This is a genomic window from Fulverythrobacter fulvus (assembly GCF_037154085.1).
GTDB lineage: Bacteria > Pseudomonadota > Alphaproteobacteria > Sphingomonadales > Sphingomonadaceae > Andeanibacterium > Andeanibacterium fulvum.
This window is the reverse complement of sequence record NZ_JBANRM010000005.1, coordinates 182,229-209,033: the sequence shown is the minus strand read 5'-3', so window position 1 is coordinate 209,033 and position 26,805 is coordinate 182,229. Positions and strand designations below refer to the sequence as shown.

General features: G+C 63.2%; 25 protein-coding genes and 1 pseudogene. 12 read left to right on the top strand and 14 right to left on the bottom strand.

Annotated features, from left to right (window positions below):
- Position 1: 1 nt before the first annotated feature.
- Positions 2 to 280, bottom strand: a complete 279-nt coding sequence (locus WFP36_RS14850) for a hypothetical protein (RefSeq protein ID WP_336981585.1) — start codon at positions 278 to 280, stop codon at positions 2 to 4.
- A gap of 194 nt (positions 281 to 474) precedes the next feature.
- On the opposite strand from WFP36_RS14850, the gene WFP36_RS14845 reads away from it, so the two are divergent.
- Positions 475 to 849, top strand: coding sequence for a hypothetical protein (locus WFP36_RS14845; RefSeq protein WP_336981583.1), 375 nt, complete (start codon positions 475 to 477; stop codon positions 847 to 849).
- Here the strand turns inward: WFP36_RS14845 and WFP36_RS14840 are convergent, their stop codons facing one another.
- The 8 genes from WFP36_RS14840 to WFP36_RS14805 all read right to left on the bottom strand — a co-directional run bounded on the left by WFP36_RS14840 (position 850) and on the right by WFP36_RS14805 (position 6,035).
- Positions 850 to 1,122 (bottom strand): hypothetical protein, encoded by a 273-nt coding sequence (locus WFP36_RS14840; protein WP_336981582.1) that lies wholly within the window; start codon positions 1,120 to 1,122, stop codon positions 850 to 852.
- 141 nt (positions 1,123 to 1,263) lie between these two features.
- A complete protein-coding gene (locus WFP36_RS14835) occupies positions 1,264 to 1,941 on the bottom strand; it encodes a phage virion morphogenesis protein (RefSeq protein WP_336981580.1) in 678 nt (225 codons plus the stop codon).
- Entirely contained in the window at positions 1,928 to 2,446 is a 519-nt protein-coding gene (locus WFP36_RS14830; protein WP_336981578.1) for a phage tail protein, read from the bottom strand. Before WFP36_RS14830 ends, WFP36_RS14835 begins: the two co-directional genes overlap by 14 nt.
- A gap of 4 nt (positions 2,447 to 2,450) precedes the next feature.
- Positions 2,451 to 2,672, bottom strand: a complete 222-nt coding sequence (locus tag WFP36_RS14825) for a tail protein X (protein ID WP_336981577.1) — start codon at positions 2,670 to 2,672, stop codon at positions 2,451 to 2,453.
- Positions 2,672 to 3,148 (bottom strand): head completion/stabilization protein, encoded by a 477-nt coding sequence (locus WFP36_RS14820; protein WP_336981575.1) that lies wholly within the window; start codon positions 3,146 to 3,148, stop codon positions 2,672 to 2,674. Before WFP36_RS14820 ends, WFP36_RS14825 begins: the two co-directional genes overlap by 1 nt.
- 119 nt (positions 3,149 to 3,267) lie before the next feature.
- Positions 3,268 to 4,050: a phage terminase small subunit gene (gpM, locus tag WFP36_RS14815; protein ID WP_336981574.1), complete on the bottom strand. Its 783-nt coding sequence runs from the start codon at positions 4,048 to 4,050 to the stop codon at positions 3,268 to 3,270.
- Between the two features lie 70 nt (positions 4,051 to 4,120).
- Positions 4,121 to 5,137 carry a phage major capsid protein, P2 family gene (locus WFP36_RS14810; protein ID WP_336981572.1) on the bottom strand — a complete coding sequence of 339 codons (1,017 nt, stop codon included), beginning with the start codon at positions 5,135 to 5,137 and terminating at the stop codon, positions 4,121 to 4,123.
- 49 nt (positions 5,138 to 5,186) lie between these two features.
- On the bottom strand, positions 5,187 to 6,035 hold the full coding sequence (locus WFP36_RS14805) for a GPO family capsid scaffolding protein (RefSeq protein ID WP_336981571.1): 849 nt from the start codon (positions 6,033 to 6,035) through the stop codon (positions 5,187 to 5,189).
- Positions 6,036 to 6,183: 148 nt separating this feature from the next.
- Between WFP36_RS14805 and WFP36_RS14800 the strand changes: the two genes are divergently transcribed.
- The 3 genes from WFP36_RS14800 to WFP36_RS14790 all read left to right on the top strand — a co-directional run bounded on the left by WFP36_RS14800 (position 6,184) and on the right by WFP36_RS14790 (position 9,948).
- Positions 6,184 to 8,007, top strand: coding sequence for a terminase large subunit domain-containing protein (locus tag WFP36_RS14800; RefSeq protein ID WP_336981569.1), 1,824 nt, complete (start codon positions 6,184 to 6,186; stop codon positions 8,005 to 8,007).
- Positions 8,004 to 9,002, top strand: a complete 999-nt coding sequence (locus WFP36_RS14795; protein WP_336981568.1) for a phage portal protein — start codon at positions 8,004 to 8,006, stop codon at positions 9,000 to 9,002. Before WFP36_RS14800 ends, WFP36_RS14795 begins: the two co-directional genes overlap by 4 nt.
- Before the next feature lie 151 nt (positions 9,003 to 9,153).
- Positions 9,154 to 9,948 carry a DNA adenine methylase gene (locus WFP36_RS14790; RefSeq protein WP_336981566.1) on the top strand — a complete coding sequence of 265 codons (795 nt, stop codon included), beginning with the start codon at positions 9,154 to 9,156 and terminating at the stop codon, positions 9,946 to 9,948.
- A 792-nt stretch (positions 9,949 to 10,740) separates the two neighbouring features.
- On the opposite strand, the gene WFP36_RS14785 is transcribed toward WFP36_RS14790, so the two are convergent.
- Entirely contained in the window at positions 10,741 to 11,430 is a 690-nt protein-coding gene (locus WFP36_RS14785; protein ID WP_336981565.1) for a hypothetical protein, read from the bottom strand.
- Positions 11,431 to 11,577: 147 nt separating this feature from the next.
- Positions 11,578 to 12,798, bottom strand: a complete 1,221-nt coding sequence (locus WFP36_RS14780; RefSeq protein ID WP_336981563.1) for a hypothetical protein — start codon at positions 12,796 to 12,798, stop codon at positions 11,578 to 11,580.
- A 174-nt stretch (positions 12,799 to 12,972) separates the two neighbouring features.
- Between WFP36_RS14780 and WFP36_RS14775 the strand changes: the two are divergent.
- The 5 genes and pseudogenes from WFP36_RS14775 to WFP36_RS14755 all read left to right on the top strand — a co-directional run.
- Positions 12,973 to 13,767: pseudogene (locus tag WFP36_RS14775) on the top strand (glycosyltransferase family 2 protein); the annotation flags it as partial.
- Positions 13,764 to 14,912 (top strand): hypothetical protein, encoded by a 1,149-nt coding sequence (locus WFP36_RS14770; protein ID WP_336981561.1) that lies wholly within the window; start codon positions 13,764 to 13,766, stop codon positions 14,910 to 14,912. The pseudogene WFP36_RS14775 and the gene WFP36_RS14770, both read left to right, overlap by 4 nt.
- Positions 14,913 to 15,003: 91 nt before the next feature.
- On the top strand, positions 15,004 to 15,918 hold the full coding sequence (locus WFP36_RS14765) for a sulfite exporter TauE/SafE family protein (RefSeq protein ID WP_336981559.1): 915 nt from the start codon (positions 15,004 to 15,006) through the stop codon (positions 15,916 to 15,918).
- Positions 15,918 to 16,682 (top strand): TIGR02186 family protein, encoded by a 765-nt coding sequence (locus WFP36_RS14760; protein WP_336981779.1) that lies wholly within the window; start codon positions 15,918 to 15,920, stop codon positions 16,680 to 16,682. The genes WFP36_RS14765 and WFP36_RS14760 overlap by 1 nt, the downstream gene beginning before the upstream one ends.
- Before the next feature lie 116 nt (positions 16,683 to 16,798).
- Positions 16,799 to 18,571, top strand: coding sequence for an ATP-binding protein (locus WFP36_RS14755; RefSeq protein ID WP_336981557.1), 1,773 nt, complete (start codon positions 16,799 to 16,801; stop codon positions 18,569 to 18,571).
- A 39-nt stretch (positions 18,572 to 18,610) separates the two neighbouring features.
- Here WFP36_RS14755 and WFP36_RS14750 read toward each other — a convergent pair whose 3' ends face one another.
- The 3 genes from WFP36_RS14750 to WFP36_RS14740 all read right to left on the bottom strand — a co-directional run bounded on the left by WFP36_RS14750 (position 18,611) and on the right by WFP36_RS14740 (position 23,712).
- Entirely contained in the window at positions 18,611 to 20,038 is a 1,428-nt protein-coding gene (locus WFP36_RS14750; protein ID WP_419716646.1) for an MATE family efflux transporter, read from the bottom strand.
- 80 nt (positions 20,039 to 20,118) lie between these two features.
- Positions 20,119 to 20,865, bottom strand: a complete 747-nt coding sequence (locus tag WFP36_RS14745; protein ID WP_336981553.1) for a 7-carboxy-7-deazaguanine synthase QueE — start codon at positions 20,863 to 20,865, stop codon at positions 20,119 to 20,121.
- A 162-nt stretch (positions 20,866 to 21,027) separates the two neighbouring features.
- Complete coding sequence (locus WFP36_RS14740) at positions 21,028 to 23,712, bottom strand: valine--tRNA ligase (protein WP_336981551.1); 2,685 nt, start codon at positions 23,710 to 23,712, stop codon at positions 21,028 to 21,030.
- A 120-nt stretch (positions 23,713 to 23,832) separates the two neighbouring features.
- On the opposite strand from WFP36_RS14740, the gene WFP36_RS14735 reads away from it, so the two are divergent.
- The 3 genes from WFP36_RS14735 to WFP36_RS14725 are packed head-to-tail and all read left to right on the top strand — an operon-like array spanning position 23,833 to position 26,802.
- Complete coding sequence (locus WFP36_RS14735; RefSeq protein ID WP_336981549.1) at positions 23,833 to 24,945, top strand: ABC transporter permease; 1,113 nt, start codon at positions 23,833 to 23,835, stop codon at positions 24,943 to 24,945.
- Positions 24,942 to 25,847, top strand: a complete 906-nt coding sequence (locus WFP36_RS14730) for an ABC transporter ATP-binding protein (protein WP_336981548.1) — start codon at positions 24,942 to 24,944, stop codon at positions 25,845 to 25,847. Before WFP36_RS14735 ends, WFP36_RS14730 begins: the two co-directional genes overlap by 4 nt.
- Before the next feature lie 7 nt (positions 25,848 to 25,854).
- Positions 25,855 to 26,802, top strand: a complete 948-nt coding sequence (locus tag WFP36_RS14725) for an MlaD family protein (RefSeq protein WP_336981546.1) — start codon at positions 25,855 to 25,857, stop codon at positions 26,800 to 26,802.
- The last annotated feature ends 3 nt before the right edge of the window (positions 26,803 to 26,805 follow it).

Genomic DNA, 26,805 nt, shown 5'->3' with positions numbered 1-26,805 from the left:
ATTAGAACCCCCTAGGGGCAAGAATAGGGCTGCGCATTGTCTTGACAATAGCCGTTGGATGCCCTTGAATCGAAAACTCAGAAATCGTGGTCTGGTTGTTAACAAGCAACTTGATTGCACCAAATAAGGTGGGGGCTACGGCCCCCACTTTTTTGAATGTTCTTCTGATTTCGTTGGTCTGTGGGTGAATGAATATACCCGCATAGCCAGCACTCACCAAATAGAGGAATTTCAAGGCACAATTGCCGGGCAATGGCTGTTCGTCGCCGTAATCAGTCATTCGTTCGCCGGGCGAAAAGTAGCTGATCTCCGGTACCGTTCGAAAATACGGTCACGCCCCAACGTCCGCAATGTCGTCGTATCCGGAATGACAGCTATTGGCGCTTAAGCCTCGGGAACAGTCATTCCGAAATCAGGAACATATGAGGAACAAATCGCTTGACTCGAATCGCGCTTCAGGCGGATTTGGGTGGGATGGTCCGCCGTTCGACTCCCAGAGATATCCTTGACGATCGCGCCTTCCCGGTGCGGGTGCTGATTGCCGACAATTACCGGGTTGGCGGGCCGGGGTTGCGCATCACGGAGGCGCAGGCATGGGCGGGGGAGCATATCGGGCACGGGAATTTTGCCTGCCATGGGCAGTCCAGAATTGGCGTGATCGGGTACGGCTTCTATTTCCGCACGGTGGAGGATGCGGTGCGTTTTCTGGATGCGCATCCGCATCTGGAACTGGCCGACACTACGCACAGGGTTCAGCACCTCATGCAGCAAAGGAATCCGCCCAGGCGCCCGGTGGGTTGGCAGACATTTTCGCCGCCTGGGCCATTGAGCAAAGATTTCAAACCGTGATCACGCGGCACGGGCATGCTTCAACAGCTCGCCCACTTCCGCGCGCAGGGCGACCATGTTGGCCCAGCCTTCCAAGCTCGGCTCACTATCGGTTGCCACTCGCTCAAAGGCGAGGCGCAGGCCCTCGATGCGCTCGGCCGGGATATGGCCGGGCGGGTATCCGTAATGGAAACCCTCCTCGTCCTGATAGCCCATCGGCGCGCGGAACACGAACCAGGCCATGATGGCGGCCGATAAGAGCCAGCCACCGGCAGTGATAATCCAGAATGTCATTAACCATGCCCCATTTGGCCGCGCATCTACGAAGGCCGGCTCACATGACTCAATCCGGTCGATTACGGAAAGCGCCTTGCGCGGGCTGTCTCGCGCAGGGGCAAGCCGGGGCCGAAAGTCTTAATATCGTTGCTCCGGCCCTCACTCGCCACCCGCCAGATGGCCGATCACCGCATCCAGCAGCGCTTCCCGATCGGCAGAGGTCATGCCCAGCAGTTCGCGGCGGGCGTAGCGGGTTTCGCGGGCGTGACGGGCGGGCCGGTCCATCAGGCCGAACTGGTGGACGCCGGCCACCGCTGCCACCCTTCCGCCAAAGCCGATCCATGCTTCGTGATCGCTTTGCCCGGCCTGCAGCGTGCGGCCGATCTTGCGGAACATGGCTTGCTGGCGGATCGTGGGGTGGTTGCGGATAGTACCGGCGCCCTTGTTGTCATCAGCCGGATCGACGCGCAGCCATTTCACCACTTTCGCGAATTCGAAGCTGCGAATGGCGCCGGCGGCAATGTCATAGCCGGTGAAGATCGGCCCCTGTCTTACCCAGCTTTTCAGGAAGGCCATGCGCGGTGCCCCGCTGCCGCCCGCCGGGTAGAGGAACTTCACGGCATAATTGCCCGGCCGGGGCTGGCTGGCGGGCTTGCGCTTTTCGAAGGCCGATCCATCCGGGTTGCGCTGCGCCCTGATCCGATCACGCTGTTGGCGGCGCAGAGTAGTGGCCACATGCCGGAACAGTTTCCGCCGGGCGGAAGGCTCCAGCGATTTGAGCATGCCGCCCACGAAGCCTTCCAGCTCCGCAAGGTCGCCCCCGTCAATCGCCGCCATCGTCCGGATCCGGGTGGCCGACGAGGAATTTGCTGGCAGGCGGCCCCGGCGCCCAGATCTGGCGCAGCAGGGCCACTGGATCGCTGAGCGGCTGCAGATAATCGGGCAGCACTTCGTCCCGCACGGACATGTCAAAGCCGCCGTCGGGGCGGGGCAGCACATCCACAGCCTCGGACAGCGGGAAGGTCACTTCCACATCGGCCGCGCCGTTATCGACCGGATCGACGCGGAACTGCACAGCCTGCACGCCGCTTTCATGGTTCAGCAGCAGATCGGGTTGCTGGGTGCGCAGCCACAGGCTGAGCGGCAGGAAGAGCTGTTCGGGCGCGCTTCGGAAATCGAGCAGCACCAGCTGCAGGGTGTAGCGGATCTCGAAACCCAGATTTGCCCCGTGACGCGCGGCGATGGTGCCATTGTTGACGAAAATCGAGAGCGCATCGGGCTCGCGCGCCAGTTCGGGCAGGGCGGCAGTGAGGAAGGCGCGCAGGTGGTCGGGCTTCTTCACCGGATCAATCCCACAGCTGGATCATTTCGCGCGTGGCCACGCGCGGGGCAGTGAGATTGGGCAGGGTAACCAATTGCCCTTCGGCCAGAACCTGCCCCGATGCGGCAAGGCCGCGGTTCATTGTCAGCGCCTGTTCCACCACGCCTTCGGTCTGGCCCAGCACGCGCCAGCACAGGGCAGACAGGGTTTCGTCCTGCAGGGCGGCGGCGGTGATGGTGGCGGGCATCAGATCAGTTCCACTGCCGTGCGGGTGCGGCCCAGAATGTCGCGGATGGCATGGGTGGCGTTGCGGCGGTGATCCTCGGCCCGCAAATCCAGCTCGCCCGCTGCGGCCTGCCCGGTGCCGGTTGCGGTCACGTCGCGATGGGTTTCCACCAGATCGGCCGTGGCCATGGCATAGACCGCGCGGCGCCACAGCAGCACGGCGCGCCTTTCGGCCCCGATCTGCGCGGATGGCACAGCGGCAAGGCTGGCAAAGCCGCCCGCTTCCTGCGCGGCGCGCCATTCGGCCAGATCGCTTTCCACTGCCATCACCGCGCCCAGCAGGGCATCGCGCAGGCGGGGCGTGGGAATGGAGGTGCCGCCGATCCGCTGGGCATCGCGGAAATGGTTGATGTCGATATCCGGCCAGAACGGTCCGCAGGCCAGCAGCTCGCCGGGCGGCGTGGCGGCGGGCGCGGGGGAGGAAACGAAGCCGGACAATCAAACCTCCATGGAAAGCGGGGGGGCGGAAAAGTGGGGGGTGGGGACCGGGATCATGGGGGAAAGGCAAAGGCCCGGCCCCGATCCCGTTCCGCCCCCCGGCGCCGGGGCGCGAGCCCTTATTCGGTGGGGGCATCCTCGCCCGCAGTCGCGGCGGGCGGATGTTTGTTTAGCCAGGCGGTGAGGCGCTCCACGTCCTTCACCAGCCCGATCTTCGGTTCCAGCTGCAGCGCACGCTGGAACTGGGCGAGGGCGGCCTTGCGCGATGCGTGGGGCGCACCGGCGGGCGCGTCGTCTGGATCGGCATCGGCCGCCTGGGCAATGCGCACCAGCTGCTGGCCCTGCGCCTTGGACAGCTTGGCGCGCACCACGTCCGGCATGTCGAAACCGGCGGTCAGCTGATCGGCGCGCTGCAGCACGGGCAGGGGAAAGGGCTGATCGATCCGGTCCGCATCCAGCGCGGCTTCCGCGATCATCTCTGCCACCAGCGTGGGCGGGGTGCGCTGGAAGCGGGCAGGCTGGCGCAGGCCGAAACGCAGGACGTGTTCGGCGATATCCAGCCCGCGATCGTAATCCGCGATGTCGAACCGCCAGATCATCATGTTGAACAGCAGTTCGTCCTGCACCGCGCGGCCGGCTTCGGCGGCGGCGGCCAGCGTGGCATCAACATGGGCATCGTAGGCGCCGATCATTTCGCGCTTGGCGGCGATCTTGCCTTCGGTGGACTGGATGTCCTTCAGGCGGCGCATGTCTTCGCCCAGCGCGGCGAGCAGCAATTCATATTCGCTGGCGGCGGGGCCGCTTTCCTTGCGGTCCGGCGCGGCACCGGCGCTGCTTGCCTGTTCGATGGCTTCACGGGCGAGAACGGATTGCCTGAAGCGGGCGGCGGGGCTGAGGCGCATGGCGGCTTTCCTGAATGAGCAGAGGGGTTTGGGGGAGAAGGTTGCCCCTCTCCCCCACTCGCGGCGGTGGTTATTCGGCGTATTCGATGTTCTCGATCAGGCAGGCGAAGTCGTAATCCTCGATCGGATAGGCATCGTTGCTGGACTGGTAATCTTCCCAACGGTTCTTCTTCGGATTGTCGACCAGCGTGCGGCGGCGCTTGCCTTCCTGTTCGTAGATCGAAAGGTTTTCGTGGCTGGTGATGAACACCTTGCCCGCCGGGAAGGCATAGGGCCGCTCGGCCGGCAGTCCGCCCAGGCGCTTGGTGGCCATGATCGTATCGCGCGCCAGCTGCTCGGTCGGATCGCGATCCTCATTGATCAGCGGGAAATATTTGTCCTTCAGCAGATCGCGCGAAACGAAGGCGCAGAGCTGGGTATCGTCCTGCGCCCAGGGCGGCAGCAGCGAATTGACTGCATCCCAGACCAGCGCGTCCAGCGTGGCGTAATCGCCGCCCGGGCCATAGGTCACCTTGCCGCTGCCGGCAGTGCTTTCGGTCATCACCTGCGATGCGCGATCTTCACGCAGATTCTGCAGCCAGCCCTTGTTGACGTCCTGCAGCTTGGGATTGGCCACCTTGTTGGTGGTGGCCGCCACGCTTGTGCCGTTGAAGCCGATCATCACATGGGCGCGGCGCTGGGACTGGACGATCAGGTTCTGGATGCGCTTTTCGAAGTCGGGGAACTTCGCCCACATATCCAGCTTCGCATAGGTCAGATGCGTATCGTAATTGGTCTGGAACAGTTCGAAATCATGGGCCGACAGGCTGCTGGGATCGGCAGTCTCACGTTCGCCCGCGCCGCTGGTGTCGGTGCGCGAGGCGATGGGCAGGCCGACATCGAGGCCGAGCGTCTCGCCCTTGAGTTCGGGCACCTGCCGCAGATTGATCCGGCCGAGGAAGCTCTTGGGATCTTCCTGTTTCAGATCGACCAGCACCTGCTGGACGGAAGGGTCCACGGTGAACTGTTCGGTGGCCGAGCGCGCGCCATTCAGTTCGGCAATGTTTTCAAGATACTCGTGGAAGAGTTCGCGGGTTTCGTTACGCATTTCAGGCTCCGGGAGGAATTGGCGAGCGGCGGGATTGAGTGGGGGCGGATCAGCAGACCGCGCGTTCGCGGTCACCGCCGCCGCTGGCTACGGGCCGGGCGCGGTAGGTCTGGGGCTTGGCCTTCTCGATCTCGCCCTGCAGCGTGGCGAAATCCTCTGCCAGCTTGGCCATGCGTGTTTCCGTTTTTGCCTGCGATGCAGTGAAGGCAGTGGCCAGCTTGTCCATGCCTTCGGTCATGGCCGCCGCGAAGGCGGCCAGATCGGAGGGCGAGCCGCCGCCCTGACCGATCGGGGCCGGTGGGAGCTGCTGGGCCGGCTTTTCGACCTGAGGCGCGGTGAAGCCTTCGAAGAATTTGCGCATGGCGGCAAAGGCGCCGCGCACTTCGGTGTCGGCTTCCGCCTCGTCTTCGAATTCCACGCTGAAGGCGTCGGAAATGGCGATAAGGTTGTCTTTGCGCGCATCTTCACGGGTTGAGAATTTCAGCACTTCGGTGCCGAGGCTGGCGGGCGTGTCGGTCAGCGCGAGGCCGTAAAGATAGGCTTTGCCGCTATTGGCGAAATTGGGCGCGATCTCGATGCTGGAAAACACCTTCTGATCGGCTTCGGTCAGGGCGCGGGCCTGATCGTTCACGTCGAAACTGGCCAGCAGGGCAAGGCGGGTCTGGTCTTTCCCGCCCAGCTTCAGCGTGACTTCTTCCGTCTTCAGCGCATCGACCGAGCCGTAGGCGTTGAAGGGCGGTTGGGGCGAATAGCCGCGCAGATGCTCGCAATTGATCCGGGCAGTGTAGGTGGCGCGGTCATAGGTGGCGGCCATCTGCTCGATATGCGCGCGGTCGATCTTGCGGCCATCGACAGTGTCGCCCTCGACGGCGACGCGGAAGAACTTGGTCTTTGCCATGGGGTGGCGGCTCCGGGGTGTGAGTGAGCGTGTGAGGCCCATTCGCGCCTGATCGGCCGCTTCCGGCAACGTGCCCGCCTTGTGGTGCGGGCCATCACAAATGCGCGTGCGGGAAGTGGATCGCGCCCGCGCGCAGGGTGGCACCCCCATGGCCGCCGTCAACCCAGAGTGCCCCGCTCCGCCGCCGCCGATCCCGTATGACGCACGGCGGATTGCGCGCGCCTATTACTGGCGGGGCTGGGGCGTGACGGAAATCGCGCAGGAACTGCAGCTTTCGGAAAACACCGTTGCCAGCTGGAAACGGCGCGATCGCTGGGATGCGGACCCGGTGATCCGCCGCATCGAGGACAGCTGCGAAATGCGGCTGAACCAGCTGATCTTCAAGGAAAAGAAGACCGGCACGGACATGAAGGAAATCGATCTGCTGGGGCGGCAGATCGAACGCATGGCCCGCGTGCGCCGCTATGGCGAGCCGGGCGGCCACGAAGGCGACCTGAACGAGAAGGTGGCCAACCGCAACGCCGGGGAGCGCAAGAAGAAGCCGAAAAACCTCATCACGCATGAGGAATATCTGAAGCTGAAAGAGGCCTTCCTGGACTGCCTCTATGGCTATCAGGAATTGTGGTGGGACAATTGCGGGCGGCGCACCCGCATGCTGCTCAAGTCCCGCCAGATCGGGGCCACTTTCTATTTCGCGCGCGAGGCTTTCATCCGCGCGCTGGAGACTGGCAACAACCAGATCTTCATTTCCGCGAGCCGGGCGCAGGCGAACATCTTCCGCCAGTATATCGTGGAATTCGTCTTCAGCGTGCTCGGCCGCCAGCTGACCGGCGACCCCATGGTGGTGAGCCGCGAAGGCGAGGACGGGGAGGCGCTGGACCCCGTAACCTTCTATTTCCTCGGCACCAATTACCGCACGGCGCAGGGCTATCACGGCGATGTCTACATCGACGAATGCTTCTGGATTTACGGCTTCGAGCAGATCAACAAGGTCGCCAGCGCGATCAGCACGCAGAAGCGCTATCACAAGACCTATTTCTCCACCCCCAGCACCATCGCCCACGAAGCCTATCCCATGTGGACGGGCGAGCGCTTCAACAAGCGCCGGGCGAAGGAACAGCGCCTGCGCATCGACATCAGCCATGCCGCGCTGGCGGGCGGGCAGCTGGTGGCGGACGGCATCTGGCGCCACATCGTCACCATCCGGGATGCGGTGGCGCTGGGCTTCGACCTGGTCGATCTGGACGAGCTGCACCTGGAATATTCCGTCGATGAATTCGACAATCTGTTCCTGTGCCAGTTCGTGGATGACAGCAAATCCAGCTTCCCTCTGGCCCTGCTGCGACCCTGCATGGTCGACAGCTGGGAAGTGTGGGACGATTTCCAGCCCTATGGCCTGCGCCCGATCGGCGATGGCGAAGTGTGGATCGGCTATGACCCCGCCGAAAGCGAGGATGGCGACAATGCCAGCTGCGTGGTGGTGGCCCCGCCGCTGGGCCCGCGTGGCAAGTTCCGCGTGCTGGAAAAGTTCCAGTGGAAGGGCAAGGATTACGAGGCGCAGGCCGCCGAAATCCGCAAGCTGACCCGCAAATATCGCGTCACCGAAATCGCCATCGATGGCACCGGCATGGGCAGCGCGGTGCACCAGCTGGTGCGCAAATGGTTCCCCACCGCAAGGCGGATCGACTATTCGCCGCAGGTGAAGACGCAGATGGTGCTGAAGGCCAAGAACGTCTTCGAACGGCGCCGCATCGAATTCGATGCCGGGTGGAAGGATCTGGCCGCCGCGCTGATGTCCATCCACCCCAAGCTCACCAAGGGCCAGACCCAGCTGACTTATGTGGCGCGCCGCAGCGCGGAAACCGGCCACGGCGATCTTGCCTGGGCGCTGCTGCACGCCCTGTTTTGCGAACCGATGGACGCCACTGACGGCGCCGGCGCCAACACCCCCCGAGTGGAGATCAATCAATGAGCGAAGAAGCGAAGCAGACCGGCGGGCAGGTGGTGGCCTTTGCCCTGGACGACGCGGTTACCGTGATGGGGCGGCGCGAGCTGCTGGGCTATACCGAATGCTGGTGGAACGGGCGCTGGTACGAACCGCCGATCAATCCGAAAGACCTTTCCAAGCTGCGCGGCGCCTCGGCCCATCATGGCAGCGCCATCAGCGTGAAGCGCAATCTGCTGGTGAAGCATTTCCTCCCGCATCCGCTGCTGAGCCGGGCGGAATTCGCCAGATATGCGCTGGATTTCCTCGTGATGGGCAATGCCTATCTGGAAAGCGTGCCCAATATCGCGGGCCGCACGGCCGAGCTGAAGAACAGCCTGGCCATCAACACGCGGCGCGGGAAGGGCGGAGCCTATTGGTTCGTGGAGAAATATCACGATGCTCACCAGTTCGCGCCGGACAGCGTCTTCCACCTGATCGAGCATGACACAGCGCAGGAGCTTTACGGCAAGCCGGATTACATGGCCGCGATGCAGAGCCTGCTGCTGAACGAAAACGCCACCCTGTTCCGCCGCCGATACTACCTCAACGGGGCGCATGCGGGCTTCGTGTTCTACCTTTCCGAAGCGAGCATGCAGGATGCGGATGTGGAGGCGATCCGCAAGGCACTGCGCGATGCGCGCGGCATGGGCAATTTCCGCAACCTCTTCCTGCACGCGCCCAACGGCAAGAAGGACGGGGTGCAGATCATCCCGATCAGCGAAGTGGCCGCGAAGGACGAATTCCTCAACATCAAGAACGTGACCCGCGACGATGTGCTGGCCGCCCACCGCGTGCCGCCGCAGATCCTTGGCGTGATCCCGCAGACCGCTGGCGGCTTTGGCGATGTGCGCACCGCCAATGACGTGTTCTTCGTCAACGAAATCGAGCCGCTGCAAATGCGCCTGGCCGAAGTGAACGACTGGATCGGGCAGGAAGTCGTCCGTTTCAGCGAATGGAGACCCAGCGCCGCAGCCGCCTGAATTCCCGCCCGAGAGGCGGGGGGAAGAGCGCTGCCACGCTCCACCCCGGCAAACTCCCTTGCCGCAAGCCGGGCGCGATCGCCGCCCGACTCGTCCCGCCGCTCGCGAGCGTCGGAACATTTAGCGAACGATTTTAGGGAGTCCAGATTACATGCAGTGTTTTGAAGCCGTCGATCCGGTCCGGCCGGTGGCGCCCTGGCTTGGCGGCAAGCGCAATCTCGCAAAGCGCCTCGTGGCGCGGATCAACGCGGTGCCGCACGATACCTATGCCGAAGCCTTCGTGGGCATGGGCGGCGTGTTTCTGCGCCGGGACCGCCGCCCGAAATGCGAAGTGATCAACGACGCCAGCCAGGACGTGGCGAACCTCTTCCGCGTGCTGGAACATCACTACGTCGCCTTCACCGACATGATCCGTTTCCAGATCAGCAGCCGCGCGAATTTCGAGCGCCTGTCAAAGCAGGACCCGGAAACGCTGACCGACATGCGACGGGCAGCGCGGTTTCTATACCTGCAGCGTCTGGCGTTTGGGGGGAAGATCGGCAGGAATCAGTCCTTCGGAGTTGCGCCTGGTCGTCCAGGATCTTTCGACATTTCGAAACTCACCCCAATGTTGCAGGAGCTTGGCGAGCGGATGGCAGGGGTGACGATCGAATGTCTCGATTGGCAGGCATTCGTCAGGCGCTGGGATCGGCCAAATACGCTCTTCTTCCTTGATCCGCCGTATTTCGGCTTCGAAAACAAATACGGCGCCGGGCTATTCGACCGCAGTCAGTTCGAAGTGATGGCGCAGATCCTCGCCGGTATCCGTGGCCGCTTCATTCTCAGCCTCAACGATCACCCCGAAATCCGCCGCATCTTCGCCGCCTTCGATCTCGAGGAAGTCGGCACGACCTACACCACGGGCCCGAAAGCCAAGGCCGCGCGCGAGCTGATCATCAGCAACTGACAATAGCCCAGCTGGGCCATGCAAGGCCGCTGCGACAGTCGCTCGCAGCGGCCTTTTCCGTGCGCACCGCACCGGACAGGTCACACCCGCAGCCCAGCGCCACCCAAATCGGGAACCCGCCCCCCAAACCCCGCGCGCCGCGCTCAGCTCCCCCCCTCGCCTGCGGGCTTCTTATGTCGCGTTTTGTGCAGACCGGCTTCGGTCGTGCGTCGGGGAAACTGCTGCATATTCTGGCGATCTATTTTGGGCGCTGAAGGGTGCGTAACTGTGCACTGGGACCGGGAAAAACGCGATGAAATGATTTCACGCACGCCGATCACGGCAGGGGGGAGGAGAGTGGTTTGCCCTACATCCTCTACCTGCTGTCCGAAACTCCCTAAAAGTCTCGAAAAACCGCCGATTTTTGAGTGTGTCCGCACCCCTACGTTTGCCCTACGGATTTCACGGACTTACACTATATAATTGAAAATAAACGATATTATATTCAGAAATGTAGGGTAGAGCCGCTCCTATCTAGTAGGGGCGAGGTAGGGCAAAATGTAGGGTGCGAAACCCGCAGAAATCCGCCAATGTAGGGTATATAGGGCAATCTCCGTCCTCCACCCCGTGCGGCGCAGAGAGATAGGCAAAGTTCAAGCCAGCCTAGTCAGTTTCCGACAGTCGTTGGGAAATCTGCTGAATTGCATTGCGATAACGCCGCGTTCGTTGACGCAACAAAGTCGTCATGTCGATGAGAAGCGGAAGGTCTGCTGACGCCACCAAAGCGGACGTTGCCAGGTGCTCTTGGAGCGGTCAGCCCGGACGATAGGGAATTACCCGCGCTTGCGTCATCCAAAGCATGAAATGCCCGCCCCATGGCGTGAGACTAACGGTCGAGGGTGGAACACCGGTAACCTCGATATAGCCTGTGCTGTGGAGCCAGTTAAGCCAGGCATCAAGCTGCAGGCGCTCATACATAGGCGCGAAGTCGGGGTTGGAAACCGCCTCATTGTAGATCGATGTGAAGTCCTCAAGTGGCATCCTAATTAGCAAATTGAGCCGCTGAAGCGCGGTTAGCTGAGAACCCATCATTATTCGGAAGTTGGCTTCATGCCTTCGAGCGGCCTCGCTGATTGAGCGCATTCTAAGAGCCCACGCCAACTGCTTTTGAAGATCGCCGCCGATCTCTCTTTCAAGGATTTCCCGAGCCTCGCGATCGAGCGCGTCATAGACTTGATCAGGCTGGGGGGCCTCAGTCCCGAAGGCCGGGAGTAGAGGTGCTTCAGTCCCAGGAGCAGTCGAGTGCTGGAGAGCTTCGATGGTCAGCTCGGCTTCAATGCCGGCACCACTGAGTTTCTTTATTCGCGCGACCAGCGCTCTGATCTCCGACCTGAATAGGAGGGCCACTGCGAAGATTCCGATGGGCCAAGATGCTGACGCTAAGGGCTCCAAAAAGGTGCTGAACCCTGAAAATGTCAGCGGCCAGTCTATTGATCCTGCCATCGCACACACCTCCTTGCCGAGATGTCATTATCGCAGCGGCGCTACAATCGATAGTGCGCTGACACATACCGATCGTCATGACGATGAAAAGCCGAAGGTCTGCGAACGACCCATTCGCGCCATTGTTTGTTGATAGCAGACGCCTGCTCAAGAGCTCGACAAATCAAACGCGAGCACCGACACATTCACGAGACGATCATCGTCCTGCGGCAGCGAGAATACGTACCGATCACTCGTGTCGTCCAGCCGCTTTGGGCCGGATACAAAGCGGTTATGAGACTGCGCTGCCTCCCGAATGGCTTCGAGGACTGATGTGAACCCCTTATTCCTGCTGAAGATCACGATGGCGGCCTTAGTCTCGCGCCAAGTCAAATAGCTGAGCAGCTGGTCGATTGCCTCACCAAACGCTTTGGCGCCCGACCAAATCTTGAATTCGGCGACAAACAGGTTTCCGCCCTCATATCGGAGCAAGACGTCCGTCTTGCCCTCGTGGTTGAACGCTTCACCTGTCACACCTTCAAAATGCGAGTTTAGCGGGATGAGGAACATGTCGCGTAGCGTCTCCTCATCGAGTTCGCGAACGCGCTCGCCACCCCGCTCTACGCTTCGTCCAGCGTCACGAATAAGCCCGAGGATTGTCGCATATTGAGCCTCATCCAACACGGGCTCCGGGGGTTTGGCTGGTTGCATTGGGGGCATCTGCGGCTTGATCTTCTGTTTCACCGCCGGGGGCACATAGGTTTTTGGGTCACCCGGTTTTTCTTTCAGCTTGATGCCGAGGCCCGCTAGCACGGTTGCATTCTGCTTCTGATTGAGAAGCCTGTTGCGTCGAGCATCGATCTCGCTGCGAACCGTCCTGGCGATCTCATCATCCAGGCCCGTCCACATACTGCGATGCCAGCCGAGATACCGCTCGATTGACGCTAGGAGCTTGTCGAGTTCCGCCTTGACCTTCTCTGCCGGCAATTCTCGACCGCTGATCGTAAACTTCAGCGTCGCCCCAGATACGCTGGCATAAGGCGGGGCCGAGTCGAAGCTATTTGGTCGCATGTTGAAAATCGAAGCATCGCCATCGAACGGCAGCACGAAGTCGTAAGCTTCTCCCGGAACCATTACGGCTCGACGCTCCCATTCGCTGTAGAACTCGATCTCTCGCTCGTGCTGTTCTGCGACCATGTTTTCGCGGTCGAGCACGGGCACATTAACCCGGTACTTTTCGACAAAGTAGCGGGTCAGGTCGTCAGGATCGGTATTGAGAATGCGGTCTTCGGAGAGGTTCGCAACTTCTCTTCCGGCCTGCATCACATATGCACGGCGACTGGCCATGCCGTCCGTTGAGCAAAATAGAGGTGTTCTGTCGCCGTACATCGGAGGCCCTCCCTACCGCGACTATCTGGTGTGCATCACACAAAGTTCAACGCCGCAAAAGTTGTTCATCCCGTAGGGAAGCCAGCCTTGCTATTCTTCTGATCAACGAATTCGCAAGCAGTACACGGCCCAGATTGCCGGCATGGCCAGACCAATTGCGACAACGTCCCATTTGTTGAGGCCCATGCCAAGGCGATGGTGGTGCGCGATGCGCTTTCGGCAGGCCTTCCCGCTGCAGGCGTGGGCTGCGCCTTCGCCCGGCCAGTCCTTGCCCGGCTGACGCAGATGCGGCCCGGAGAGGATGGGCCTTTCTCGGTCGACAGCCTGACGGAGGATTACGAGCTGGGCATCCGGATCAAGGCAGTGGGCGGCAAGGCACGCTTCTTGCGGGCACGCGGCGATGACGGGCAATTGGTCGCCACGCGCGCCTGCTTCCCCGCCAGCCTCCTTCCGGCGGTGCGGCAGAAGACGCGCTGGGTCCACGGAATCGCCTTCCAGGGATGGGACCGCTTGGGCTGGAGCCTGCATCCGGTGGAGCTGTGGATGCGCATGCGCGACCGGCGCGGCCCTTTGACCGCCATCGTACTCGCGGCCGCCTATCTGCTGCTGCTGATCGCTTTGATTTTGTGGGCTTCCGAATGGTTCGGCTATGGCCGCCACTGGATCGACGATCCGGTGCTGGAAATGCTGGTGGCTGTCAACTTCGCCAGCTTCGTCTGGCGGGCGGGAATACGCTTTGCCTTCACCGCGCGCGAATATGGTGTGGCGGAAGGATTGCGGGCGGTGGCGCGCATTCCGGTGGCCAATGTCATTGCGATCATGGCCGGTCGACGTGCCCTTTTTGCCTATGTCGCCAGCCTGGCGGGCGCCGCGCCGCGCTGGGACAAGACCGATCATCACGCTCATCCCGCGCAGATGGCACCTGCAAGAATAGCAGCCCCGGAAATGGCAAGAGAGGTGGCGGCATGAGCGGCCAGGGTTACACTCGCGGCCATCCGGTCATCGTGCTGTTGCTGGTCATTGGCGGCTGGATCGCTGTGCGTGGGGCGTTCTGGGACGTGCCCCGGCTCGCGGCAACGCAGGCCTATGCCGCGCCTGTCGGCACGCTGCCTGTCCAGCAGGCCTATGGCCCGCCCATGGTGGCCCAGCCTGCCGTACCCGCGCCGCAGTTCGTCTATCTCGTTGCAGAGCCGGACCCCGGATTTCTCGAACGGCTCGCGCGGCAACTCGGCTTCGGACGACCGGCACCCATGGTTCGGCAACCGTCAGGCGGAGTTTTTCCGGTCTATGCCGGTGCACCGGGGGCCTATGCGATGGCATCGTCGAGTGACGGGGTGCCGTGGGTCTATACTCTGCCCGCCGGGGCGGCGGTTCAGGGAGGAGGCGCGCAAACAGGCGCTGCGCCGCAAGCTGCGGCCTTCCAACCTGCCGGCCAGGCCGCCCAGGCTGGCCAGCCTCTGCCTTTGCGCCGCTGGTCTGCCGATGGCTGGGCAATGTTGCGGCACGATATCACTCCCTCTCTTGCAGCGGGTAATGGCAGCTATGGCCAGAGCCAGGCGGGCATGGTGCTGCGCTATCGGGTCATCCCTTCGAGCGGTTACCGGCCCGAACTTTACGGCCGCATCAGCCAGGCGCTGTCCGGGGCACAGGAAGTGGAAGGGGCGCTTGGCGCCTCGGCGCGGCCGTTGCCGGGCGTGCCGGTCACTCTGGCTGCCGAAGCGCGCATAACGCAGGTGAACGGGCGCACTTCCGTCCGGCCTGCCGCATTCGCCGTGGCGCAATTGCCCCCGGTGGAACTGCCGCTGGGCTTCAAGGCCGAAGCCTATGCCCAGGGCGGCTATGTCTGGGGCGATTATTCGAGCGCGTTCGTGGATGGCCAGGCCAGGGCGGAGCGCCCGCTCGTGACCATCGGTAAATATGATTTGAATGCCGGCGCCGGCATGTGGGGCGGGGCACAGAAGGGGGCGGCGCGGCTCGATGTAGGGCCGACTGCCTCGGTCTATATGCCCGTGGGCAAGCTGGGCTCGCGCCTGTCGGTCGACTGGCGTTTCCGGGTGGCGGGCGATGCGGAACCGTCCGACGGGCCGGCAGTGACGGTCTCGACCGGGTTCTAGAAACCGGCTTCAGACTCCTCTTCCACCTGATTTCGGCGGAATTTCGGGCGCCACGCCTTTAATCCGCCGCAACGCTGCGTTACGCGGGGACATGGATGTCTATCTCCCTATCGCGAACCTCGCGGTCAACGGTCTGGTGATCGTTGGTCTCGGCGCGCTGACGGGCATTCTTTCCGGCATTTTTGGGGTTGGCGGGGGCTTCCTGACCACTCCCTTGCTGATCTTCTACGGCGTTCCCCCCACGGTCGCTGCGGCCAGCGCCGCCAGCCAGGTGACTGGGGCAAGCGTATCGGGCGTGCTGGCCCATACAAGGCGGAACGGTGTCGATTACCGGATCGGCGCAGTGCTGGTGGCAGGCGGCGCGATCGGCACCGGGATTGGCGCGGTGCTGTTTCGAGTGCTCGAGGCGATCGGCCAGATCGATACGGTCATCAATATCCTCTACGTCGTGCTCCTGGGCACGATCGGCTCGCTGATGATGCGCGAGAGCATCCAGACGATCCGCGCCATGCGTAGCGGCAGCGCGCCGCCAGCCCGCAAGCGCCGCCACCATCCGCTGGTCGCCAGCCTGCCGCTGCGCTGGCGCTTCTATCGCTCCGGCCTCTATATCTCGCCGCTCGCCCCGCTGATCCTGGGGATCGTGACTGGCATCATGACCATGCTGATGGGCGTGGGCGGGGGTTTCATCCTCGTGCCGGCGATGCTCTACATTCTCGGCATGAGCGCCAATGTCGTGGTCGGCACCTCGCTGTTCCAGATCCTGTTCGTCACCATGGTTACCACCATGATGCACGCGCTCACTACCAAGGCGGTGGACATGGTGCTGGCGGGGCTGCTGCTGGTCGGGTCGGTCACCGGCGCGCAATTGGGCGTGAAGTTCGCGCAGAAGGCCAAGCCGGTCTATCTGCGCCTCGCGCTTGCCGCGATCGTGCTCGCCATCGCGCTGCGCATGGCTTTCGGCCTGGGTGTGCGACCGGATGAAATCTATACGGTGGTGCCGTTGTGATCGGCCGCATTCCCTCCATCCTGCTCGCGCTTGCCGCCTTTTTCGCGCTTTCCGGCCAGCGGGACCCGATTCTGGTGCCCGAGGTTTCCCAGCACGAGATTCAGGTGCGGCAGGGCTTCACCGGGACGGAACTGCTGCTTTACGGGGCAATCCTCGATCCCAGCGGCATCCGCGCCGGGCGCGATTACGACATCGTGGTGGTGCTGAAGGGGCCGACCCAATCGATCCGGCTGCGCGAAAAGCAGAAGATCGCGGGCGTCTGGGTCAATGCCGATAGCAGTGATTTTCGCTCTGCCCCGTCCTTCTTCGCCGTGGCGAGTTCCCGCCCGATCAGGGACATCGTGGATGAGCGCACGGCCGCAATCTACGAGCTTGGGCTGGACTGGCTGCAGCTTTCGCCCATCGGCGCTATCGATCCCGAAGAACAGGCCCGTTTCGCCTCAGGTCTGGTCGATCTGCGCACCCGCGAAGGGCTCTACAAGCAGGACGAGAAGGGCGTGAGCGTGAGCGAGCAGGTGCTCTATCAGGCGCGTATCGCCCTGCCGTCCAGCGTGCTGACCGGTACTTACACGGCAGAAACCTTTGCCATCACGCGTGGCCGTGTGGTTGCTTCTGCGGTTTCGCGGGTTGAAGTGCGCAAGCAGGGGTTCGAGCGCTTCATTGCCCAGTTCTCGGAAGAGCAGCCCTTCTTTTACGGCATGATCGCCTGCGTGCTTTCGGTGCTGATGGGCTGGGTGGCAGGCCGCCTTTTCGCTCTGGTCTAGCGGCCTCGTTTCGGCCTGGCGGGACGTGATCTCCGGGGCGTTATTGACGCGATTTTAACGCCAATTTCCTATGCGGTGCGCTCGCAATATCAGTGGAACGCCACCGCGGGGGCCAAATGAACGATCTGGGCAAGCAGTATTTCCGACCCATCCAGCCTGCCGATGGATCGCAGGACCCGGGCCGTGTAGCCGGTCATCAGGCGCCCTCTCCCGCAGGCCAGGCCCAGGCTGTGCCTGCGCCGGCCCAGACCGCGGCCCAGCGCCCTTCCGCACAGTCCAGCGAGAATGCCAGCCAGCCGATCGGCGTGGTGCTGGAAATCGCCGGGTCCAGCTCGCAGATCGCGCTCGATCTGGAGCGGTTGAACGAATGCGCCGCCGATGCCGATCCCTCCATTGCGCTGGCGGGGCAGGTGGGCAGCCAGATCAAGATCCGCGTTCCGGGCGGCTGGCTGCTGGCCAGCGTGCGCAACCAGCGGCAGGACAAGCGCGGAGGCACTGCCAGTATCGTCGCCAATATCGACTTCCTGGGCGAGGGTGAGGAGGAACGGCTGACGGGCCGCATCCATGGTTTCCGCCGTGGTGTGACGCGCTATCCCATTCCCGGCGCGCTGATCTATCCGGCTTCCAATGCGGATTTGCGGCAAATTTACGCGTCTGACGGACGCTCCGCCATTCAGGTCGGCACGGTCTATCCCACCACTGACATTCGCGCGGGCATCTATGTCGATGCGATGCTGGGCAAGCATTTCGCCCTGCTGGGCTCCACCGGTACCGGTAAGTCGACCAGTGCGGCCCTGATCCTGCACCGCATCTGCGAGGCAGCACCGCAGGGCCATATCGTGATGGTCGACCCGCACGGCGAATATTCGGCCGCCTTCCGCAGCACCGGCGTGATCTATGACGTGTCGAACCTGCAGATGCCCTATTGGCTGATGAACTTCGAGGAGCACTGCGAAGTGTTCCTGAAGACGACCGGCAACGCCCTGCAGGAAGATGCCGACATTCTCGCCAAGTGCCTGCTGGAGGCGCGCAGCAAGAACCGGCTGGCCGAGAGCATGGGCAAGATCACGGTTGATTCCCCGATCCCCTATCTCCTCTCGGACCTGACCAACATCCTGCAGAACGAGATGGGCAAGCTCGACAAGGCGACGTCGAGCGCGCCCTATATGCGGATCAAGACCAAGGTCGACGAGCTCAAGGCCGATCCACGCTACCAGTTCATGTTCTCGGGCATGCTGGTGGGCGATACGATGGCGGAATTCATTTCAAAGATCTTCCGTATGCCTCCTTCCGGCCGGCCGATCTCGATCATCGACGTGTCGGGCGTGCCGTCCGACATCACTTCCACAGTGGTGGCCGTGCTCAGCCGTCTGGTGTTCGACTTCGCGATCTGGGGCCGCGAGGAAAAGCAGCGCCCGATCCTGCTCGTCTGCGAAGAAGCGCACCGTTACGTGCCGAACGAGAAGAACGCCGATGGCTCCTCCGTGGGCCGCATCCTTTCGCGTATCGCCAAGGAAGGTCGTAAATACGGCGTTTCGCTGGGCCTCATCACGCAGCGCCCGTCGGACCTTGCCGAAGGCGTGCTTTCCCAGTGCGGTACGATCCTGTCCATGCGTCTCAACAACGAACGCGACCAGAGCTTCGTGAAGGCGGCCATGCCCGAAGGTGCGCGCGGCTTCCTCGATTCCATCCCCGCACTGCGCAACCGCGAATGCATCATCGTGGGCGAAGGCGTCTCGATCCCGATCCGCGTATCGTTCGACAATCTGGAAGAGTCGAAGCGCCCCGCTTCGGAAGATCCGAGCTTCGTCGACCTGTGGCGCCAGTCCGGCGGCGAAGAGGATATGGTGCAGCGCGTCGTCCAGCGCTGGCGCTCGCAAGGCCGCTAAAGCAGGTATCTCCCCTCCTCGCGAGAGGAGGGGGTTTGACTATACCGAAGGTGTGAAGCGCCCGGCGGGTTCGCTTTCGGCCTGTGCCTGTTCCATTGCCTCTTCCTCGGTCTCGGGCCTGGCGATCTCGCGCCACGAGGAATAGTGATAGAACCACCAGCCCAGAACCAGCCCGGCAAAGGCGGCCACGGGGAAGCTGTACCAGATCGCATCCGCGCCCAGCCAGTCATAGGTCAGCCAGTAGAAGCCAAGGCGCACCGGATAGAGGGCGATGGCGATGATGATCAGCGGCACCATCACCGCGCCGCCTGCCCGCATGGTAGCGGAATAGACCATGGTCACACCGAAGAAGATGAAGTTCCAGCTGGACAGCAGCTGGATATGGCGGCCCAGCGGCACGGCGGGGCTGTCTGGCCCGAGGAACAGGCCCAGCGCTGGCCGGTCGAACAGCAGCAGCAGCACGGTGAGCACGCCGGTCATGATGAAGTTCACCAGCACGCCCGCGCGGGTGACATGGTCCAGCCTGTCCCACTTGTGCGCGCCGATGAACTGGGCGGCCATCGCGCTGACCGCGCCGCCGATGGCCATGGCGGGCATCTGGATATAGGTGAACAGCTGCATCGCCGCGCCATAGGCGGCGGTCATCAGCAGGCCTTCGCGGTTGACCAGCCCGACCACGATGATGCCTGCCGCGCTCATCACCAGCATCTGGGCGCCCATCGGCAGGCCCTTGGTGATGATGTAGCTCAGCTCCTCGCGCTGGGGGCGCAGATAGGCAAGCTCGGCCGCGCGCAGGCGCAGTGGCAGGTCCTTGGCATAGACATAGAGGATCATGCCCAGGAAGGAGATGAAGCTGGCCAGCATCGTTGCCAGGGCGGAGCCGGCGATGCCCAGGGCGGGTACCGGACCAAGCCCGGCGATCAGCAGCGGGTTCAGCACCGCGTCGATCGCCACCGTCACCAGCATGAAGATCAGCGGCGTGCGTGCATCGCCGGTGCCGCGCAGCCCCATGGTGAGGATGATGGAGACCATCATGAACGGCATGGAGAGGAAGATGATCCGCAGATAGGTGAGCGCCAGTTCATAGGCGCCTTCCGGCGTCTCCAGCACGGTCAGCAGGCCCGGCGCGATATACCAGCCCAGCACGGCGATGGCGATCATCAGCAGGCTGCAGAAGCCCACCGCCGTGCCGAAGGTGCGCCGCGCGCCATCCACGTCGCGGGCGCCGAAGCGTTGCCCGATTTTCACCGTGCCCGCCATGCCGAAGCCGAAGGCGGCGCTGGAGACGAGGAACATCACGATATTGGCATTGGCTGTGGCAGCCAGTGCCTCTTCGCCCAGCAGCCGGCCGACCCAGATCGAGTTCACTGTGCCCGAAAGCGACTGAAGGATGTTGGCCATCAGCGTGGGAACACTGAACAGGATCAGGGTGCGCAGGATCGGCCCCTGTGTGAGGTCGCCGCGCATCGCCGGGCCGGGGCCACCCTTGGGCGGGCCGGATTGGGCTGCTGTTTCGCCCTGCGGGGCGGCTGATTCAGTAGGGCCGTTCATGTGCCCCTACTGTCTCCAAAAAGCTGGATGTGCAACCTTTTGGACAGAGTCAAAGACTCCCGAATGCAGACATCCGCCAGCCATGCCTCGCGTGCTTCCAGCGTCTGCTGATCGGTCCCTTCGCCCATCACCATGATGCGATCGCGCGGAATTGCGTGGAGTTCCGCCAGTGCGAGCACTTCGGCCACGTCCTCAAGACTGGCGACGACGAATTTGAAGGAGGCTTTCGGCCTTGCTACCCAGTCTGCAAGACGTTCGGGGATAAGCGCCAGTTCCGCCGGGTTGCCGCTATGCGAAAGCTTGGGGCTGACATTGTATTGGGCCACGAATCGGTCGACCGCTTCTGTGGGGCGGACCGTGCCGTTGGTTTCGATCTCCACGATGGTGCCGGGCACCAGTTCGAGCAGGGCGGCCAGCATGCGGGCGAGGGCTGGGGCCTGCAGCAGTGGTTCCCCGCCGGTCACCACCAGCCGCTTCATACCGTGGGCGGCGATGCGCGCGGCGACATCCTCTTCGGACAGAGTCACCTGATTTTCCGCGCGATCGAAGGCGATCCCATCGCGGTGCGGGCGGTTATCGCCAGTGAAGCGCCAGGTGTAGGCGGTGTCGCACCATACGCAGGAAAGGTTGCAGCGAGACAGGCGCACAAAGGCGCAGGGCTTGCCCATGGAGGGGCCTTCGCCCTGGATCGAGGCGAAGATCTCCGGCTCGCCGGGCGTGGTGGTGGCGAGAGTTAGGGGCATCTCAAATCCTCCCCGTTTCGGGGAGGGGGACCGGCCACTGGCCGGTGGAGGGGCACGCGCGAGCGCGCGGAACCACTGAGATTGCGTGGCGGGGCGACTGCCCCTTCACCATGCTTCGCATGGTCCCCCTCCCCGTTTCGGGGAGGATCAGGAGAGCCAGCCTCACCCCAGCCGCGCCAGTGCCGCCGCCAGACGCTCGGCCTCGGCAGCGTGGTGGGCATGGTCGGCGCGGGCCTTCTCCACCGCTTCGGGCTTGGCCTTCTCGACGAAGGCCGGATTGCCGAGCCGCCCTTCGAGTGATTTGGCTTCCTTGCGCGAAGCCTCCAGCGCCTTGGTCAGGCGGGCCTTTTCGGCTTCGATGTCGATGATCCCTTCCAGCGGGATGACGAAGCTGTCGCCGCCCGCAACGATCTGCATCGCTGCGCCCGCCGGGGCCGCTTCGAAGCGGATGGCCGAGAGGCGGGCGAGGCGGTCGATCGCCGCCGCGCTGGCTTCGATCACGCCCTTGCCGAGCGCGCTGGGCACTTCGAGATAGGCTTCCAGCTTGGCACCGGGGGCAATGCCCAGCTCGTTCTTGGCGGTGCGAATGTTGGAAGTGAGCGCGATCAGCCACTCCACTTCCGCCTTGGCCGCCGGATCGACAGTGGCACTCGGCGCGGGCCATTTGGCGAGGATCAGTTCGTAGGGCCGATCCCCCTGCGCGTTCCACAGTTCTTCGGTGATGAAGGGCATGAAGGGGTGCAGCATCACCAGAATCTGATCGAGCACCCAGCCGGCGACTGCCTTGGTTTCCTCGTCGAAGTTCCCTTTGATGAGTTCGATATACCAGTCGCAGAAAGTGTCCCACACGAAGTGGTAGATGGCATTGGCCGCCGCATCGAAGCGGAGTTCGGCCATGGCCTTGTCCAGCTCGGCCACGGTCTCCACGACTTCGCCGATGATCCACTTGTTCACCGCGCTGGTGGCAGCGGGTGCTTCGATGGAGGCGGAGGCGCCGATGCCGTTCGCCTGGCAGAAGCGCGTGGCGTTCCACAGCTTGGTGGCGAAGTTGCGATAACCTTCGACCCGCTTCTCATCCATCTTGATGTCGCGGCCCTGGCTTTCCATCGCCGCCATGAAGAAGCGCAAAGCATCCGCGCCATATTGGTCGATCAGGCCCAGCGGATCGACCACATTGCCCTTCGACTTGGACATCTTCGCCCCATCGGGCGCGCGGACGAGGCCATGGAGGTAGAGCCGCTTCCACGGCACTTCCTGCATGAAATGGATACCCTGCATCGCCATGCGCGCATCCCAGAAGAACAGGATGTCGAAGCCGGAAATCAGCAGATCGTTGGGATAGTGCTTGGCCAGCAGCTCGGTCTGGTCCGGCCAGCCCAGCGTGGCGAAGGGCCACAGGGCGGAGGAGAACCAGGTGTCGAGCACGTCGGAATCGCGGGTAAGCGGCTTGTTGCCTGCCTGTGCCTGCGCCTCTTCCTCCGTCTCTGCAACGAAGACATTGCCATCCTCGTCATACCAAGCCGGAATCCGGTGGCCCCACCACAGCTGGCGGGAAACGCACCAGGGCTGGATGTTTTCCATCCAGTTGAAATAGGTCTTTTCCCAACTCTTGGGCACGATCTCGATGGCGCCGCTCCGCACCGCTTCCATCGCGGGCTGGGCGAGCGTTGCCGCATCGACATACCACTGGTCGGTCAGCCAGGGCTCGATCACCACGCCGCCGCGATCGCCGAAAGGCGTCTGGATGGTGCGGGGTTCGGCATCGTGCAGAACCTCGTTGCCTTCCTTGTCCTTCGTCACATGCGGGATGAGGAAGCCGAGTTCCTTCATCCGCTCGACCACCAGCGCGCGTGCGTCGAAGCGGTCCAGCCCGAGGAATTCCTCCGGCACCAGCCCGTCCGCCGTCTGCACCACGCAGGCATCGGCATCGAGCATGTTGAGCATGTCGGCCGGGGCGATCCCGGCGCGCTTGCCCACTTCGAAGTCGTTGAAGTCATGCCCCGGCGTGATCTTCACCGCGCCGCTGCCCAGTTCGGGGTCGGCATGTTCATCGGCCACTATGCGGAAGCGGCGGCCGGTAATCGGCTGGAGGATTTCCTTGCCGATGACCGATTTGTACCGCTCGTCCTCCGCATTCACCGCCACGGCCATATCGGCCAGCATCGTCTCGGGGCGCGTGGTTGCGACCTCGATATAGTCCTGCCCGTTATCCAGCTTCACGCCATCGGCCAGCGGATATTTGAAGTGCCAGAAGCCGCCCTTCACCTCGCGCGTTTCCACTTCGAGGTCGGAAATGGCGGTCTTCAGCTTGGGGTCCCAGTTCACCAGCCGCTTGTCGCGGTAGATCAGGCCCTGATTATAGAGGTCCACGAACACCTTGAGAACCGCGCGGGTGAAGTGCGGGTCCATGGTGAACTGTTCGCGGCTCCAATCCATGGAGCAGCCCAGGCGGCGCAACTGGCCGGTGATGGCGCCGCCGCTCTCGGCCTTCCATTCCCACACCTTCTCCACGAATTGCTCGCGGGTGTAGTTGGTGCGCTTGTCCTGCCGCGCTTCCATCTGGCGTTCGACCACCATCTGCGTGGCGATGCCCGCATGGTCCATGCCCACCACCCACAGCGCATCCTTGCCGCGCAGCCGCTCGTACCGCACGACCACGTCCTGCAGCGTATTGTCCAGCGCGTGGCCGATATGCAGGCTGCCCGTTACGTTGGGCGGCGGGTTCACAATGGTGAAGGGCTGCGCGTCGGGGCGCTCGGGCCGGAACAGGCCGTTGCTCTCCCAATGGGAATACCACTTCGCCTCGATGGAGGCAGGGTCGAAAGTCTTGTCCAGAGTGTCGCTCATACTGGTCAGGGCCTTTGCCAGCCGCGATTGTGCGGTGCAATGCCCAATGACTTGACGGCGGCGCTACATCCGCTGCCTTGGCCTTGTCGCGGCCCCATTTTGCTCGCATAGCTCAACCGCATGAGGGAATGGGCGGATTTCACGGTCGAGACCGACGAAAAGGGCGGCGCCAGCCTGGTGCTGACCGGGCCCCTGCTGATTTCCTCCATCGGCGTGCTCGATCGCAAACTGCGCGAATGGCCCGGCCCGGTGGATAGGATCGACCTTTCCCACGTGGGCGCGGTGGACACGGTCGGCGCCTGGATCGTGTGGCGCTTCGCGCGCGACAGCGGCGGGCAGATCACCGGCGCCAGCGAGGATGCGCGCCGCCTGATAGAGGCAGTGCAGGGCTCGCAGAGCGAAGCGGAGATCGAGCCGCAGCGCCTGCCCCTGTTCACCCGCGTTCCCGCCGCGATCGGCACTCGCGTGTTCAACTGGGGCGTGGGCGTGATCCGCCTATTGGGCTTCCTCGGTGCTATTCTCACGGCGCTCGGCTCCCTCGCGGCCAATCCGCGGCGGTTGCGGCTTGCTTCCATCACGCGCCAGTTCGAACTGGTAGGTATCTCCGCCCTCGGCATTATCGGGTTGATGAGCATCCTCATCGGTGTCGTGATCGCGCAGCAGGGCGCGGTGCAGCTGCGCCAGTTCGGGGCGGAAATCTATACGGTGAACCTCACCGGCCGCCTTGCCGTGCGCGAGTTGGGCGTGCTGATGACCGCGATCATGGTGGCGGGCCGTTCCGGCTCCGCCTTCGCGGCGCAGATCGGCACGATGAAGCTGACCGAAGAGGTCGACGCGATGCGCACTATCGGCGTCTCCCCGATGGAGGCACTGATCGTGCCGCGCCTGCTGGCGGCGGTGTTCATGATGCCGCTGCTGGGTTTCTATTCGGCCGGGCTGGCTATCGTCGGTGGCGCGTTGGTCTCCGATCTGAGCCTCGGCATACCCTTCTTCACCTTCCTCAACCGCATCCAGGAAGTGGTGCCGCTGCATGACCTCTGGGTATGCATGGTCAAGGCGCCGGTCTTCGGCCTGATCGTGGCGCTGGCCGGCTGTTATCAGGGCATGCAGGTGCAGGGCAATTCGGAGGAAGTGGGCCTGCGCACCACCATGGCCGTGGTGCAGGGCATCTTCATGGTGATCGTGCTCGACGCGTTCTTCGCCGTCTTCTTCACTGAAGTGGGTTGGGGATGAGCGAGGAAAAGCTCGTCGCCAATGTGGAGCGCCACGCAAGGCACTTCGATCCGGAGCCCTTCCGGGGCGAATTTCCCGTGGTGGTGAAAGGGCTGGTCAACCGGTTCGACGGGCATACGGTGCATGAAGGGCTGGACCTCAAGGTGCGGCGCGGGGAAGTGCTGGGCGTGGTCGGCGGATCGGGCACCGGCAAATCGGTGCTGATGCGCTCCATCATCGGGCTGCAGGTCCCGAATGAGGGCCATATCGAAGTGCTGGGCCATACGGTGACCGACCTGTGGGAAGGCAGCCAGATCGACATCCGCTCGCGCTGGGGGGTGCTGTTCCAGGGCGGCGCGCTGTTTTCCACGCTCACTGTGGGGGAGAATGTCGAAGTCCCCCTGCGCGAGTTCTATCCCGAGCTGGAGCCGGAGCTGCGGCACGAGATTGCCCGCTACAAGGTCCGGCTCTCCGGCCTGCCGGGCGAGGCGGCGAGCAAGTTCCCGTCCGAGCTTTCGGGCGGCATGCGCAAGCGCGCCGGCCTGGCGCGCGCCCTGGCGCTCGATCCGGAATTGCTGTTCCTTGACGAGCCGACCGCTGGGCTCGATCCCGTCGGTGCTGCTGCCTTCGACCGGCTGACCCGCGAACTGGCGGACGTGTTGGGCCTGACCGTGTTCCTCATCACGCACGACCTCGATACGCTGTATGAAATCTGCGACCGGGTGGCGGTGCTGGCGGACAGGAAAGTGATCGCCGTGGGCACCATTCCGGAACTGCTGGCGCTCGACCATCCGTGGATTCAGGAATATTTCAACGGTCCGCGCGGGCGGGCGGCCAAGGCCAGCCAGGATCGGGCCGGTCAGAAGCGGACCGGTCAAAAACAAACCGGGGCCATGGACAAGCCTGCGGGCAGAGGGGCATAGACGGCCGATGGAAACGCGCGCGAACCATGTCTGGGTGGGTGCTGTCACCCTGTTCCTGCTGGCGGCGCTGGCGGCCTTCATCATGTGGATCGCGGGGCTCAGCGGTGCGCAGAAGAAGGAATACGATATCTTTTTCAAGCAGTCGGTGGATGGTCTCGCGAAGGGTTCCAACGTCACTTTCTCCGGCGTTCCGGTGGGCGAGATTTCGGAAATCGAACTCTGGCCGAAGAATCCCGAATATGTCCGGGTGCGGATCAATGTGGGCAAGGATGTGCCGATCCTGCTGGGCACGGTCGCCACGGTGCAGTCCAGCTTCACCGGTTCGTCCAAGATCCAGCTCGACGGTGCGCGCGAAGGCGCGCCGGAAATCACCTGCGAGAATACCAGCTGCCTTGAAGGCAAGCCGACTATCGCGGCCAAGCCGGGCGGGCTGGGAGAAATCCTGTCCAACGCGCCGTTGCTGCTCGAAAGGCTGGCGACGCTGACTGACCGCCTCACTCAGATGCTGTCGGATGACAATCAGGCTTCGATCGCCGGCATTCTCAAGAATACCGAGCGGCTGACCGATCATGTGGCCGACGCCTCGCCCCAGATCGAGGCGACGCTCACCGAATTGCAGGCGACCCTGCGGCAGGCGAGCAAGAGCCTTGCCGCCTTCGAGAATACGATGGGCACGGCCGATGGCTTGCTGAAGAAGGATGGCGAGCAATTGGCGAGCCAGCTGCGCGACACGCTGAAATCGGCCAAGCTGGCGGCGGAATCGCTCGATGCGACGCTCAAGAGCACGCAGCCTGCGACGCGTCAGCTTTCCGAGACCACCTTGCCTGCGGCCGAGGCGACCCTGCGCGATCTGCGCGAGGCGAGCCAGGCCCTGCGCAAGATTACCGAGAAGATCGACAATCAGGGCGCAGGGGCACTGATCAAGGGCAACGACCTGCCGGATTACAAGCCGTGAGGG

Bases quoted from the DNA above. Each gene is read 5' to 3' on its own strand.
- WFP36_RS14795 (WP_336981568.1), top strand. From the start codon at position 8,004: ATGAGCGAAGAAGCGAAGCAGACCGGCGGGCAGGTGGTGGCCTTTGCC.
- WFP36_RS14805 (WP_336981571.1), bottom strand. From the start codon at position 6,035: ATGGCAAAGACCAAGTTCTTCCGCGTCGCCGTCGAGGGCGACACTGTC.
- WFP36_RS14810 (WP_336981572.1), bottom strand. From the start codon at position 5,137: ATGCGTAACGAAACCCGCGAACTCTTCCACGAGTATCTTGAAAACATT.
- WFP36_RS14845 (WP_336981583.1), top strand. From the start codon at position 475: ATGGTCCGCCGTTCGACTCCCAGAGATATCCTTGACGATCGCGCCTTC.
- WFP36_RS14840 (WP_336981582.1), bottom strand. From the start codon at position 1,122: ATGACATTCTGGATTATCACTGCCGGTGGCTGGCTCTTATCGGCCGCC.
- WFP36_RS14835 (WP_336981580.1), bottom strand. From the start codon at position 1,941: ATGGCGGCGATTGACGGGGGCGACCTTGCGGAGCTGGAAGGCTTCGTG.
- WFP36_RS14730 (WP_336981548.1), top strand. From the start codon at position 24,942: ATGAGCGAGGAAAAGCTCGTCGCCAATGTGGAGCGCCACGCAAGGCAC.
- WFP36_RS14750 (WP_419716646.1), bottom strand. From the start codon at position 20,038: ATGCGCGGCGACCTCACACAGGGGCCGATCCTGCGCACCCTGATCCTG.
- WFP36_RS14745 (WP_336981553.1), bottom strand. From the start codon at position 20,865: ATGCCCCTAACTCTCGCCACCACCACGCCCGGCGAGCCGGAGATCTTC.
- gpM (WP_336981574.1), bottom strand. From the start codon at position 4,050: ATGCGCCTCAGCCCCGCCGCCCGCTTCAGGCAATCCGTTCTCGCCCGT.
- WFP36_RS14725 (WP_336981546.1), top strand. From the start codon at position 25,855: ATGGAAACGCGCGCGAACCATGTCTGGGTGGGTGCTGTCACCCTGTTC.
- WFP36_RS14740 (WP_336981551.1), bottom strand. From the start codon at position 23,712: ATGAGCGACACTCTGGACAAGACTTTCGACCCTGCCTCCATCGAGGCG.
- WFP36_RS14790 (WP_336981566.1), top strand. From the start codon at position 9,154: ATGCAGTGTTTTGAAGCCGTCGATCCGGTCCGGCCGGTGGCGCCCTGG.
- WFP36_RS14770 (WP_336981561.1), top strand. From the start codon at position 13,764: ATGAGCGGCCAGGGTTACACTCGCGGCCATCCGGTCATCGTGCTGTTG.
- WFP36_RS14765 (WP_336981559.1), top strand. From the start codon at position 15,004: ATGGATGTCTATCTCCCTATCGCGAACCTCGCGGTCAACGGTCTGGTG.
- WFP36_RS14780 (WP_336981563.1), bottom strand. From the start codon at position 12,798: ATGTACGGCGACAGAACACCTCTATTTTGCTCAACGGACGGCATGGCC.
- WFP36_RS14825 (WP_336981577.1), bottom strand. From the start codon at position 2,672: ATGCCCGCCACCATCACCGCCGCCGCCCTGCAGGACGAAACCCTGTCT.
- WFP36_RS14850 (WP_336981585.1), bottom strand. From the start codon at position 280: ATGACTGATTACGGCGACGAACAGCCATTGCCCGGCAATTGTGCCTTG.
- WFP36_RS14785 (WP_336981565.1), bottom strand. From the start codon at position 11,430: ATGGCAGGATCAATAGACTGGCCGCTGACATTTTCAGGGTTCAGCACC.
- WFP36_RS14755 (WP_336981557.1), top strand. From the start codon at position 16,799: ATGAACGATCTGGGCAAGCAGTATTTCCGACCCATCCAGCCTGCCGAT.
- WFP36_RS14800 (WP_336981569.1), top strand. From the start codon at position 6,184: ATGGCCGCCGTCAACCCAGAGTGCCCCGCTCCGCCGCCGCCGATCCCG.
- WFP36_RS14735 (WP_336981549.1), top strand. From the start codon at position 23,833: ATGAGGGAATGGGCGGATTTCACGGTCGAGACCGACGAAAAGGGCGGC.